10 protein-coding genes are annotated in these 13,318 nt (G+C 38.7%); 4 read left to right on the top strand and 6 right to left on the bottom strand.

The features are described from left to right. From L1967_RS06960 to L1967_RS06935, 6 genes are all read right to left on the bottom strand, one after another. Positions 1-785 (bottom strand): protein-disulfide reductase DsbD domain-containing protein (locus tag L1967_RS06960; protein WP_249601006.1); only part of this gene is annotated, 785 nt, incomplete at its 3' end. Positions 786-842: 57 nt separating this feature from the next. Beyond that, complete coding sequence (locus tag L1967_RS06955) at positions 843-2,231, bottom strand: alpha/beta hydrolase family protein (RefSeq protein ID WP_249601005.1); 1,389 nt, start codon at positions 2,229-2,231, stop codon at positions 843-845. After that, the gene (locus tag L1967_RS06950) at positions 2,228-4,243 is read right to left on the bottom strand and encodes a redoxin domain-containing protein (RefSeq protein WP_249601004.1); all 2,016 of its coding nucleotides are present in this window, start codon (positions 4,241-4,243) and stop codon (positions 2,228-2,230) included. Before L1967_RS06950 ends, L1967_RS06955 begins: the two co-directional genes overlap by 4 nt. Positions 4,244-4,249: 6 nt before the next feature. Next, positions 4,250-5,665, bottom strand: coding sequence for a RagB/SusD family nutrient uptake outer membrane protein (locus tag L1967_RS06945; RefSeq protein ID WP_249601003.1), 1,416 nt, complete (start codon positions 5,663-5,665; stop codon positions 4,250-4,252). Positions 5,666-5,675: 10 nt separating this feature from the next. Continuing rightward, entirely contained in the window at positions 5,676-9,236 is a 3,561-nt protein-coding gene (locus L1967_RS06940; RefSeq protein WP_249601002.1) for a SusC/RagA family TonB-linked outer membrane protein, read from the bottom strand. A gap of 105 nt (positions 9,237-9,341) precedes the next feature. Next, complete coding sequence (locus tag L1967_RS06935; RefSeq protein WP_249601001.1) at positions 9,342-10,463, bottom strand: FecR family protein; 1,122 nt, start codon at positions 10,461-10,463, stop codon at positions 9,342-9,344. A 100-nt stretch (positions 10,464-10,563) separates the two neighbouring features. On the opposite strand from L1967_RS06935, the gene L1967_RS06930 reads away from it, so the two are divergent. From L1967_RS06930 to L1967_RS06915, 4 genes are all read left to right on the top strand, one after another. Then, positions 10,564-11,154 carry an RNA polymerase sigma factor gene (locus L1967_RS06930; protein ID WP_249601000.1) on the top strand — a complete coding sequence of 197 codons (591 nt, stop codon included), beginning with the start codon at positions 10,564-10,566 and terminating at the stop codon, positions 11,152-11,154. Positions 11,155-11,299: 145 nt separating this feature from the next. Further along, positions 11,300-11,875, top strand: a complete 576-nt coding sequence (locus L1967_RS06925) for a Crp/Fnr family transcriptional regulator (protein WP_249600999.1) — start codon at positions 11,300-11,302, stop codon at positions 11,873-11,875. Positions 11,876-11,945: 70 nt separating this feature from the next. After that, a complete protein-coding gene (locus tag L1967_RS06920; protein ID WP_249600998.1) occupies positions 11,946-12,359 on the top strand; it encodes a darcynin family protein in 414 nt (137 codons plus the stop codon). Between the two features lie 181 nt (positions 12,360-12,540). Next, positions 12,541-12,993, top strand: a complete 453-nt coding sequence (locus tag L1967_RS06915) for a DoxX family protein (protein WP_249600997.1) — start codon at positions 12,541-12,543, stop codon at positions 12,991-12,993. Positions 12,994-13,318 lie beyond the last annotated feature (325 nt).

The raw sequence follows: 13,318 nt of genomic DNA, 5'->3' as shown, positions 1-13,318 counted from the left end.
GGGAACACACAGGGCGTCAGCAACGCTGCAAAACCACCTAAAAAACTCAGGATAAAAATCGTGAATAAATCACGGGATGATTCCGGCTCTTTTTCCTGAGACAGGTCATTTGCTGATTTGGATTGGGGCACCGTTGAAGTTGGAAGACGGGAGAGCGAATCCTTTTGTGCGGAGGCTTTAACTGCCGATTGCTGGTTCGAAATCGTATCCTCTGACGAAAAAGTATCGTTATAATTGTCGGACACGTTTTCCTTTGGCTCGGGACTTGATTGCTCTAAAGGTTCTGAAACAGGTTGTTGAATCTGGGATTCTGCTTTAACAGGTTGTTTCGGTTCTTTCTTCAGATTAAATTGAAGCGTTTTACCTTCCGGTGGAAGACAACTTTCATCGTTACAAACCATATAATTCATCACCGCAGTAATATCAAAAGCCTCGGATGATTTGCGTAAAATGCGTTGTGTAAAAAGTACTTCGTTTTCAAAATACTTAATGCGCATTTCAAAAACCGGATCATCAACCTCGTGACCCTTGGGCTCTATAACCTCGCCTTTAAGCTCATACTTTACCGAGGGTTCAAACTCAAAGGAAGTAGGGATAGGCCCTCCTTCAGGTACCTGTTGAGCATAGAGATGCCAACCGGCTTCAAGCTTCACCTTAATTTGTAATTCATATTCACCGGCATTTTTTTGTTCTACAGCAGTTTCAAAAGATACCGGATCGTAAATCTGTGCGTTAAGACTTTGGAGCCCTATTAAAAGACTCACCATCAAAAAAAATACTCTCATAATTCTATTTTAGGGGCTAAACTTCTACCTGTACGCTACCTAATTTTCAGTTTTTATCTATTCGTATTGTTCCAAAATCCACGTTGCAATATCCTGCATTACCTCTGGAGCAAAAACTTCATCAAGCGTACTGATTTCTGCTGAAGTGCAGGTAGTACAATGCTGATACATATGGTTTAAATTTGGATAAATTTTGGTGGTAACCACGGGAGCGTTTACAAGATTCTTCTTAAAAGACTCCACATTTTCAGAAGCCGGCACAAAAATATCGGCATCACCATTGAGCACAAGAACAGGAACTTCTATCTTAGGTAAATACTTTTTAGGATCATATAAAATCATTTCTTTGTACAACTTAGTTTTTGCACTGCTGTAAAAACGATAGATCAGGGTTTGGTCTCGACCATCTGCCAATTGAAGAGCTTTTAGGATTTCCGGACTTTTATCCTGCATCCATTTTGTAACGCGGTCCTGCAATTCCGATTTTAAGCTATCAGGCTCCTGATTCTGGTAGACGGTTTTAAACAACCGGCGGTATAACCTCATCTGTAGATTTACCAGACTGTCGGGCATTTTATAGGCTTTTAAAACCGCAGTGTTTTGTAAATCAAGGATCTTTAACCCAGAAACACCTACCCCTGAAAGACTCACCATAAATTTTACGTCTTTATCCTGTGCTGTAAGTCGCGAAGCTACTACACCACCTTCACTATGCCCTATTACCCCCAAAAAACGGCTGTCTACATCAGGACAATTCTTTAAATATTCTATCGCTTCCCACGCATCTACGGTAAAATCACTTATCCCAGAAGTTTCAAAATCTCCGGTTGTACTTCCGATTCCGCGATCGTCCATTCTAAACGAAGCGATCCCGTTACGCGCTAAAGCATCTGCCAAAACGGTAAAAAATTGATGACCACTATAGGTATAATTTCGATCTTGCTGACCTGTACCATTCAATAGCAACGCGAGAGGATACTTTTTATTATTATCTGGGATAACCAAAGTTCCTCCATACTCAATACCGGTTTGCTTGCCGGTAAACACAAGGTCGGTACTCACATACGGCAATGCTCCCTTAGGGTGTTGCGGATAGCTTTGTGGTTCCAACTTATTTACCCGATGAAAAACTACCGGGAACGTACCTTTATAATTGGTAAACCGCGCAGTAAAGGTACTATCAGGGTTCTCAGCCAACTTAAGACCAACGCCAAATTGATCGTTTTTTAAGATTAGACTGTCCTGTTCCCGACGTTGCTCTAACGGAATCCGGTTGTAGAAATATTCGGGACTGCTTATAAAAATAGAATCTGTAACTGAGGTATTTTGACTATGCTCCAGAAGCAGACGTTTGGCCTGGTGCTGACCTTGCCATAACTGCTGCCCCCAAAGACCTGTTCCTAACCCAAACAGGAAGAGCATTATAACTATTCTACCTAAAGTCATTTAGATTTAGATTCAGATTTCAAATATTCGACAATGGTTTTAATCTCGTCTGCCAATGCACTAGGGCTACCTTTATAGCCAGTAGACCGCCATCTTAAATAACCATTTTGATCTATGATCATCTTCTGCGGAATACCTGAAAACTCAAAAGCTTTCGCATACTTTGAATACACCGCTTCAGGCTTCCCCGTTTCTGGATTTACGGCATCGTAAAGCACCTCGAAAGGGTATTCTTTTTCCTTGATAAATTCCTCGGTCTTGGCTTTGTAATCTTTTATGTATTCCTGAGTATCCAAGAAATAAAACTTAACATTAGCATCATCTTCATAATGTTCTACCGCCATTTTCATGCCTGGCATGGCTTTTTTACAAGGTGCGCACCAGGTTGCCCACATGTCGATCACCACGATTTTGCCTAATTGATCTTTAAGATTAACCTTACCTCCGTAAGAACTTTCCAAAGAAAATCCTTCAATAGGCTTTTTAATAAGTTCGCTTAATAAACGCTCTTTTTCACTCTCATTTTCATCACCTTTTTTGAGGGTCTCTACATAGGCCTCAAAATTCGATGCTGCTTTGCCCGATTTTAGATACTGCTCTTGCAACACTTCAAGCATCGCAGGAGATGTATTATTATGTCTTAAAGAAGCTGCAATGAAGTCTACCGCTTCGCCAAATTTTCGCTCACGTACCAGCCTCAGTGTATACAGCTCATTATATTCTGTATTTTCGTACTTCAACTCGTCTTCTATCTTGTCCAAATAATAGTCTTCACGCTTAAAATCACCTTGCTTATCCAGGATTTTAGCATAAGTAAGATACTCAGAACTTGCAATTTTAACCGCCTGTTTTTTCCATTCCTTAGGCGAAAGTTTTCCTCGATAAGCTTTTGGAACCTTATTTTCATGACGCTCAATCTCTGGAAAAATGCGGTCTGCAAAGCGTTGCAAACTATCTAAAGACATATCTTCATTGTTATACGGAATACTCACCAAATGCCAGGCATAATCAACCAAATTGGTATAGGAAGCATTCTTAAGATTATCAAAAACAAAACTGTAATCTTTATCCTGAACGATGTAAGTATAGGCTACGCTGCGATATAGTTTTTCTGCATAAAGCGCTTCGATATCGGTATAAACGTCTTGAAATTTTTCTTCAGGAAACTGCTTACGAAAAGCATCATAGGCTTTCAGACGTTTTTTCACATCGGCTTCGCGAAAGATAGTTTTAATTGCACGGTCACGCGCCAAAACCCCATCGGGATATTTCTTAATCAAAACATTCTGAATAGAATCTATATAGGCTTCATTCCCGCTAATTAAACCTAAACTGCGTTGTACATCATATTGCTGGTTGAGATCAAGCTCTGGCTGAGTCAACACATAATTAACTTCATCTTTGATACGATCGGTTTGATCTTCTTCACGAGTGCGTTGCAATAAACGTAAACCGGGATAGAAAATATGCACACGGCTTTTTGGGTTATCCCTAACCTCATTATTAAGCCACATCAGGCTTACTGCATCTTCAATATTGGCTAAAGAATCCAGTTGTTGCGGAAAGTCTTCGTTGATGTTAGGGTTCCGCATAATACCCCAGCCCGAATACGAACCGGGGGCTTTGCTAATCATCCAGGTATAGGTCGTTGTACCACCACGATCCTGTATTTCATCATCATAAAAAACGCAATTGATCAGTGCAATACCCGGCTCCAACTCAATCTGAGTTTGCCAGGTATTATTATCGTTAAGCTTAAGTGCGGCGTCTTGTACATTCCATTTAAAATCTGCGTAAGTATAAACTACAGCACTTATTTCGTCATGATCCTTTAAGGGTGTTTGCGAGGCATTATAACTTATAGTCACCTTATCTCCCGCTTTGGGAAATTTTGGTTCCACGCTAAACGTCTTATCCTGAGATTGACCAAAAAGATCTGCTGTAAGGTTTAGCACTAGAAAAAGAACTAAAGCAAGGCGTGTTAAGCTTAATTTGTTTAAAATACTCATCATTTAATTTTAGGGGTTTTGTTCCAGATTAGATGCGTATTGGAATAAACTGGAAGCAAAAGGAAATTGGTAACGATCTCCCCTCGGCTCAAGCGTATATACGTTGTCTATATATTTGTGGGTAATGGTCTTTGCAAAACGTGGATCTTTATTAAGACGCTTTAGATCAAACCAACGAAAACCTCCTTTTGCCATAAGTTCCTTACGTCGCTCTGCCAATACTTTTACCAAAGCCTCTTCTGCATTTGCAGCAGTAAGTGGCTCGTAGTCTTCAGTCCTAAACCGCGCTTTACGAAGGGTATTGATGCTGGTCGTAGCTGCTTCTTCGTCGCCTGCACGGGCCTCAGCCTCTGCTTTAATAAGTAACATTTCAGGAACTGTTGGCCCGGCATTACGGGCTTCACCGGTTAGACGTTGTATGCAATACGCCCTTCCTCCACTTACTGCATTGTAGGTCATATCGCTTATCGGACGGGTAAAAAATTGATAACGTAAATCTTCTTCTTCAAAGCTATCTAACAACTCTTGGTTCAGCATAAGCAATGAAGGTGCATACGCATAGGAACTGATGCTCTTTTTCGATAAAATCAACTCCGGATTTTCAATACGCCTTGGCCAGCCTCCATCTGAGGTATTGATGTAATCCTCCATATTAAGCAGCGTGTTTTGTAAACTCAGTGCACTTTCGGCTTGTGCTTTAGCTTCTTCATAGCGTTCCATATATAAATAGGTACGCGCCAGTAAGGCATGGGCACTGGCCAGCGATGGGAAACCTACTTCAGTACCAGTACGCGTAGCGGGCAGGCCTCCTTCTATAGCCATTTGAAGGTCACTAACAATCTGATCATAAACTTCTTTAACCGTTGCTCGGGTAATATCCTCAGTCACTGTAGGTTCAGTAAGCAGAGGAATTCCAAGATCTGTTGCTGAAGTTTCAGCGTCATAAGCCTTTCCAAAAATGTTTACCAAATTAAAAAAGGTATACGCTCTGTGTACCAAAGCTTCTGCACGTAATGCAGATTTCTGTGCTTCAGTACCGTTATTGCTGTCCAACACTTCTGCAATCACAACATTGGCCGTATAAAGCCCCTGATACATCACGTTAAGATCGTTGTCCTTTTCGCCTGTATAGTAAATAGAATCTGCCCATTTATAAGTTTCTTTAAAAGGACGGTAATAATCTGACGAACCATAATTATTCTCAAAGTAGGTTGCATACTCATCACTCATTAAAATATCATCTGAAGCAACATCTACCAAACTATATGACGCATCAAAAACAACAGTATTATTTAAGAGATAGCGGTAATTTTCAGTTTCTTCAGGATATAGGCGTCCTTCGGTTTTGATATCAACATAATCATCGCAGCTTATAAAAACCACATTAATCAAAAGGAATAGGATATATAAATAATGTCTTTTCATAATCATGGAATTAAAAATTAAGATTTACACCTACTGAATACATTGCCGTAGGAGGTATACGTATTAGGTTTCCGCTAGTCATAGGTAGAAAATCTGGATCTATATCATCATTATTTGCTCTCCAAATCAAGCCCAGGTTACGTGCTGTAAATGATAGTGAAGCGTTACGTATAAAGGTATCGGCAATAAGATCTGAAAAGTCATAGCTTAAAGAGACCTCACGTAAGCGTATATGATCACCATCAATTACTTGTTTATCACTGTACAAATAACGACTTAAACTGTAGCCTCCAAGACCCTGTGCTCCTGGCACGTTAGTAGTAGCCTCATCACCTGGCTCCCTCCAACGGTCTGCGATATCGGTGCTCAAATTATAACCGTTAAATGAACCATAACGTGACACATAGCTCCCAAAGCTGGGTTTAAATAACACATAATCCAGCTTATAAGTAGCCAGTGCGTAAAGTGACAGTTTTTTATAGGTAAATGTAGTGGCAAAACTTCCGTAATATTTTGGAGTTCTTGTTCCCATATACTTCATATCCTCTATCTCTGTTATCGGTGTATATGCGTTTACAATCTCTTGATTACGATCATATATTAGGGTTGAACCGTTCTCATCAAGACCGGCAGACCTAAAAGCAAAAATGCTGTTAAGCGGGTATCCTACAATAGGCGGGGTACTACCAGAACCGTTGAGATAGGTAGCATAATTCTCATAACGCGAATCTGTAACTTCATTCTTGTTATATGATAGAATAAAGGTAGAATTGATACTAAAATCTGTTGTTCGTAACCATTCTCCATTAAGATTAAGGTCTATTCCTGTTCCTCGCAAGGTTGCCGTGTTGCGGGTAAGTGTGTTATTAGGCACCCCATAAAAGTCAGAAACCGGAAAATCTTGTATCAGGTCATCGCTTTTTTTGATGTAATATTCCACGCTCCCTCCAAGCCTGTTGTCAAAAAGGTTAAAATCAAGCCCAAAGTTAAGTACCCCAGTCTTTTCCCATCTTAAAGCTGGGTTTGCCGGAGCAGCGATAAACGCATAAGGCAATCTAGACAGGTTATAGTCAATATCTGCAATTGAAATGTTTGTAAAAGGAAAAGTAGTAAGGCTGATGTTTCCATTAAAACCGTAAGTAGCCCTAAAGCTCAGGTTATCGATGGTCTCCACATCTTTTAAGAAATCTTCACGGCTCATGTTCCATTTTAAACCTGTAGACCATAAAGGAGTACGTCTATAGCTTTTATCAACACCAAAATTATTATAATCATCTAATCGCACACTACCTGAGAGCACGTATTTACTATCAAAAGTATAGGCCGCATTTCCGTAATAGGATAAAAACCGTCGTCTTTGGCTGGTCGCTTGAGAATTATACTTGATATTAGTATTGGATCCGTATACATTGGTATAAGTAGTCGACGGTAAATCTATAGAACGCTGTGTACGTTCATTATAACCATAAAGGGTACCGGCTGATACTTCAGTACGTATTTGACGTAATTCTATACCTGCAATTGCATTTATTGCATGCTTACCATAGACATTATCGAAATTAAGCTGCCCACGCATCGTCTGGCTGCCATCAGTATACTCACTTTTCTCATAAATCCCTCCCAAAGGAATACCACGTGATAACTGTTGGGTAGCAGGATCAAGGTATGTAGCCTGATTGATTCGGTCTCGGGTATAAAAAGTATTTTCATTAAAAATATTATCTATTTTTTTAACTGATCGCTCAACAAAATATGTTCCCATAGCCGATAAACCTTCCAAAAGGGGTAAGGTTACACTAATATTGGCGGAATAATTCTGTTCTTTAATCCCTTTATTTGAATTGTTCATTTCATCCAGGTAATTGTAGGTCCAGGGTAAATAACCGGCTTCCTCAAAACGCTGACTGTCGGCACTATAAAAAGCACGATAATAATCTACGGAATTACCTTCTTCATCCACAATCTGATCATAAGGTAAAAACGTGGTCCGTGAGGCGATTAAAGGGCTAACTCCTAAACCGTTTTTATTAAAATCAAAAAACGAGCCTTTAAGACTGGTTGATACTTTTGCGAAGTCAAACAACTTGAAATTTTGATTCGCCGTTAGGGTTAGGCGCTTGCCGTCTACCCCTTTACTTTGAGTTTCTTCTTTTGCATAAGAAGCCGAAGTAAAATAGGAATAAGTATCTGCCCCACCACTTAATGACAGGTTATAGGTCGTAGATGAAGCTGCCTGAAGCAGATAATCTTCAATCTGATTGTAATTATTACGACCGCGTAGCACAGCGAGTTGAGATTCAAGTTCAGCATCAGTAAGTGTACCTCGTTTATTTTGTAATAAAAGTTCTACACCTGTACTTACCGGCACCGAACTGTATAAGCTACCAGCTGTTAATGGGTCAAAAATAATGTTCTTATCAACAAGCTCCTGTTCCAAATCAATAATCTGACTAGCGTTCATTAGGGGAAGACTAGACAATGAGGGCTTACTGGAAAAGGTATAGTTTTGAGAAAAATTAATACGTGTTGCTCCTTTTTTTCCTTTTTTAGTATCGATTACAATAACTCCATTGGCTGCCCTGGCTCCATAAATAGAAGCCGAAGCGGCATCTTTTAAGAAGGTAATTTTTTCAATATCGTTAGAATTCAGGTTTTTGATATCCAGTTCAGAAGGAACCCCATCAATTACCAAAAGTGGATCATCATTAGCCTGATAGGTCGACTGCCCGCGAATTCTAAAATTGTAGCTTGTATTCCCTTCTATTTCAGGCGTAAGGTTGCTGTACACAAAAGTATTATCAGATTCAAGTAGTTCTACCTGTAAACCGGCAACCCTTCCCTCTAGCTGATGCATGACATTATTTACTGGAACTTTCTTTAATTCTTCAGACTTAATTACTGAAAATGAACCCGTAGCACGCTCTTTTTCAATACTCTGGTAACCGGTAGATAGCACGGTTACCTCTCCCAGACTATTCACATCTTCCTGCATTAGTATGTCTAAGGTACTCTCTTCCCCTACCAGTCGCTCCTGCTTTTTAAAACCTAAAAAACTAAATACCAATGTGTCTCCCTTTGCTGCCTGTATGCGGTAGTTACCTTTTTCGTTAGTTACCGTACCGGTACGTGTACCTTTGCGCCACACGGTTACTCCCATCAGCGGATATCCATTTGGGTCATTAACACTACCGTGAATTTCTTGTTGTTCTAAACTACCCGTATCATTAGCTGGTTGATCATTGGTATTAATAGGCGTTTTGGCTTTAAGAATGATCTGTTTTTTCTTGATGATATAATCTACTGGTAAATCATTAAAGAGTTGTTTTAGTACATCTTCAATAGCTGCACTAGTTGTTTGCACCGTTACCTTCCAATCGTCCTGTAGTAAATCTTCACGATAGAAAAATTTATAATCGCTTTGCTTTTTAATTTGATCGATTACTGTAGCGACTTTAACGTCTTCCAGATTAATACTGAATTTCTGGGCACTACTATTTAGCGCTACCATTTGCAAGGCACAAAACAAGGTTAAAATGACCGAAGCCTTCATCTTTAAATGTTTTATTTTCATAATTTTGAAAACTATTAATTGTTGTAGGAAATAATTAATTGTGAGTTGGAGAGGATGTTGGCGCATCCTCTTTTTTTGTGAGTTGGAATTTTAATTCATAGGCGATTAATTAATTGTTATTATGTTGTTTTTGTAGGAATATTCAAAAAAGTCGATCGTTGTAAAAGCGTCCAGTACATCTTTTACGTCTTCTGTATTGAGATCAAAATCTCCATTAAAACGAGTAGCTGCAAGAGACGGGTTATTATTGATAATTTTTACCCCGTAGCTACGCTCTATTTTTTCAATGATGGTCTCAAAGGGTTCATCAATAAACAATAGGCGGTTCTCGATCCACGCGATATTGTTTGCAACCTGCACTTGGCTAACTTCTATTTGCTTTTCATTTACTTTCCAAATACCTGCTTCTCCTGGTACTAAGCGGGTCTCCTGCTTTTTGTCTCGTAATATTACCAAGCCTTCAGCAAGTGTTGTGGTAATTTGTTCTGAACCGTGGTAAGCATTTACATTAAAACGTGTCCCTAATACTTCCACCTGAAGCTCTTCTGCATTTACATGGAAAGGATGTTCGGCATCTTTTGCGATATCAAAAAAGCCTTCACCGGTAAGGTAAACCTCTCTATCTCCGGTATCCGGAAAATTTGCCGGAAAACGCAACGTACTTTCAGAATTTAGAAAAACCCGGCTACCGTCTGCCAGCAAAAGATTAAGACGCTTTCCGCGAGGCACTTTTAGGGTATTATAGGTCGTAGACTTGGTAGTTGAAGCCGTAAAATCCAGTTCATCCTGCTTCTGGACTCCCAACGCATTTCCAGACTTATCGGTTAGTGTGCCTTGCCCATTCTCATCAATGCTAATGGTTTCTCCGTTTGAGTAGGTAAATGTAATCCCACCCGGATTATATGTTTCTTCTGTCTGGTTATTAAAATAGAAAAAGCCCAAAGCGGCTGTAAAAAGCCCCACTACTAAAATAGCTGCATATTTGAAAACCGCAGCTGGCATAGCCCTTTTAGGAGAAGGTTTTGTCTGTCGAAATATATCGTCGAGCTTAGGTAATTTTTCGTCCTGGCGGCTATAGGCTGTTAACAGGTAATCCTGTTCAATCGCATTTTTAAAATAATAAGTGTTGCGTTTACTGCTTTTTACCCACTGCTCAAGCTGTTGCAATTCCTCATCACTTATGCAATGATTCTGAAATTTTTGTATTAAATTATCAACGTTTTTCATGCTTTACAATCATAAATCACCCTAGTGACGAAAAAAAAACTCATATCCCTTAAAAAAAATTAATTTTTTTTTAACCTTTACTTCATAATGTGTGATCCCTATGAACAACAAGGCCCTAAACGAGTTGCTTAAAAAAGGTGATGAGCGTTCGTTTACCCTAATTTTTGAAGCATTATACCAACCCCTAGTAGCCTACCTAATGCAATATGTAGATAAAGCGGCTGATGCTGAAGATATTGCACAGAGTACATTTATTAAACTTTGGGAAAAAAAAGATACGCTTAACTTAAACACATCTATTAAAAGCTATACGTACAGTACTGCTTACAACCTGTTTATAGACAATTATCGGAAAAAAAAGAAACAGCAAACCTATCTGGATCAACTTAAAAATGAAACCATCACCAATCTTTTAGAAGAACCAGACGATTTGCTTGAGCATAAGCTTACCCTTGTTGCTAAAGCTGTTGAGGCACTACCGGAGCGATGCAGACTTATTTTTACCATGCACAAAAAGCAGGGATATTCACATAAAGAAATAGCCAAAAAATTACAAATTTCAACCAAAACTGTCGAGGCTCAATTGCGTATTGCATATTCACGGCTTAGGGAAGAACTTAAAAACAGGCCCGACTTGTATTTGATGCTGGTAACTACAAATTCTTCCTTCTTAGAAAACACCTATTTTTAAAGGAATATTAGGCTAAAAACATAACTTAACTACGCCATAGCAGTAAAAACCCCACAACTACAACAAACTGATTTTCATTGTTTTTAATTAATTTAGGGATGGCTTGCAATGATTTACAAACGGTAAACCTCAACGAGACAGAAAAATGACCGACTTAAAAGCATTTTTTCAGAAATTAACATCGATTTCTCCCGAAAATTGGGAAAAATTCGAGGCCTTGTTTACACCGAAAATATTAAAAAAAGGGGACTGTTTTATTGCCGATGGGCAAATCGCTAAAGATATTGGATTCTTGGAAAGTGGAATTGTTCGGGCGTTTTATAGAAACCATGAAGCTGTAGAGTATAATAAACATATATTTATTAATCCCTGCTTTATTGGCGGTTATGCTTCTCTAATCACGGGAAAGCCCAATCAAATTATACAGGAAGCACTTACCGATTGTAGTCTACAGGTTGCCAGTTTCGCCGACATTCAAAAATTATACAATACCTGTCCTGATCTGGAACGCGCCGCAAGAATTTTAGCTGAACAGTTTTTTGTACAGAAAGAACAACGGGAAATAGAAATTGTTTTGTTAGATGCCGATAAACGCTATGGGATTTTTCAAAAGGAATTTCCGAAGTTAGAACAGCAAATTCCGCAATATCATATCGCTTCGTATTTGGGTATTACCCCTACGCAACTTAGCCGTATCAGAAAAAAACGTTCCGGTAAATAGCATTTATCAACCTATGTAAATGGAATTATTCTTTTCGTGCTGCAACTTTGTTTCATCAAAACATTGCACAATGAAGCAACTAATTTCAACTTTATTCCTCGCATTGTCACTAACGGCAAGTGCTCAGACCAACAAAAATACTATGAAACAAAAACCTTATACCATTTTGGTATTGATGAATGCCACCTCTAGCTGGCTTTCCCTAACCAGATCTGAACGCAGTAAATTTGTTGAAAAAGAACTCACCCCAATTTTTATTAGGGTAAGTGAAACGGTAAATGTTCGGCTCTTCGACAGTGAGTATTTTCATTCTTCTGTTTCAGATTTTATGCTGATTAGCACCACCAATTTGGACGATTATAAATTACTGATCGAATTGCTACGTGATACAAAAGTTTATGGGGTTCCGTATTTTGAAGTTAAAGACATCATTGTAGGACAGGAAAATCTGTTTGAAGATTTTAATGAAAAACTCAAAAAGTAAACTACCTCAGGGCAAGCCCATGAGACATTTATTCGAAAATCATTTTATTTCAAGGTATCTCGATCCCTATAGCTATCAGGACTGGATCGAAGCATTTACTCTCGATATCGAGTAAACTTTATTTAAACACTTTATAAAGAACAAGAGAAAATGACTATAATTTACTAAAAACTATAATATCATGAAACCCTTAATTGTGCTACTTTCTGTATTTGCTGTCTCTTTGGTGATCACTAAAATCTTTAGTGGTAATTACAAATTTGCCTTATCGGGTAGAATAGCCATGTCGGTAATGCTCGTCTTTACTGCCATCGCACACTTTGTATTTACCAAAGGAATGGTGATGATGTTACCCGATTTTATTCCGTATAAAACCGAAACGGTTTACCTAACAGGCGTTATTGAAATCATGGCAGCCATCGGACTTTTTATTCCAAAATTGAAAATAATTACCGCCTGGTTACTCATCGCATTTTTTATACTTATTCTTCCTTCAAACATTTATGCGGCGATAAAGAATATAGACTATCAAAAAGGTACTTTTGAGGGTAACGGACTTAATTATCTATTTTTCAGAATACCTTTGCAACTCTTTTTTATTTTCTGGACCTATATGTTGGCCATAAAAAGTTAATTACCACTTCTCGCGTTAGTTTTTATAAAAATGACTTTAAAAAACTAACAAACAACAAGCATATTAGAAGGCACCCTAAGATAAGCAAAGGTAGTCCCATCCAATCGGGAAGTATATAAATCTGGGATAGCAGTGCCATAGCACAACATGCGGTGATTAAGGCTATCAGGATTTTCTGCCGAAAACTGTTCATTAATCTCATGGTTGGTAGATTTAAGGGTTGGCTTTTACAATTTAGGCATTCATCACAAACCTTACAAAGCTGTCTATCAGATTGTTCGAAATCGGTTAATCATCATTTGATTTGTGTTCTTCATAAAGAACT

Source organism: Zunongwangia pacifica (genome assembly GCF_023499215.1).
Lineage (GTDB): Bacteria > Bacteroidota > Bacteroidia > Flavobacteriales > Flavobacteriaceae > Zunongwangia > Zunongwangia pacifica.
This window is presented reverse-complemented; position numbering and strand designations above follow the sequence as displayed.

Excerpts from the sequence above, each read along its gene's own strand:
- L1967_RS06945 (WP_249601003.1), bottom strand. The coding sequence starts at position 5,665 with ATGAAAAGACATTATTTATATATCCTATTCCTTTTGATTAATGTGGTT.
- L1967_RS06935 (WP_249601001.1), bottom strand. The coding sequence starts at position 10,463 with ATGAAAAACGTTGATAATTTAATACAAAAATTTCAGAATCATTGCATA.
- L1967_RS06950 (WP_249601004.1), bottom strand. The coding sequence starts at position 4,243 with ATGATGAGTATTTTAAACAAATTAAGCTTAACACGCCTTGCTTTAGTT.
- L1967_RS06930 (WP_249601000.1), top strand. The coding sequence starts at position 10,564 with ATGAACAACAAGGCCCTAAACGAGTTGCTTAAAAAAGGTGATGAGCGT.
- L1967_RS06955 (WP_249601005.1), bottom strand. The coding sequence starts at position 2,231 with ATGACTTTAGGTAGAATAGTTATAATGCTCTTCCTGTTTGGGTTAGGA.
- L1967_RS06915 (WP_249600997.1), top strand. The coding sequence starts at position 12,541 with ATGAAACCCTTAATTGTGCTACTTTCTGTATTTGCTGTCTCTTTGGTG.
- L1967_RS06940 (WP_249601002.1), bottom strand. The coding sequence starts at position 9,236 with ATGAAAATAAAACATTTAAAGATGAAGGCTTCGGTCATTTTAACCTTG.
- L1967_RS06925 (WP_249600999.1), top strand. The coding sequence starts at position 11,300 with ATGACCGACTTAAAAGCATTTTTTCAGAAATTAACATCGATTTCTCCC.
- L1967_RS06920 (WP_249600998.1), top strand. The coding sequence starts at position 11,946 with ATGAAGCAACTAATTTCAACTTTATTCCTCGCATTGTCACTAACGGCA.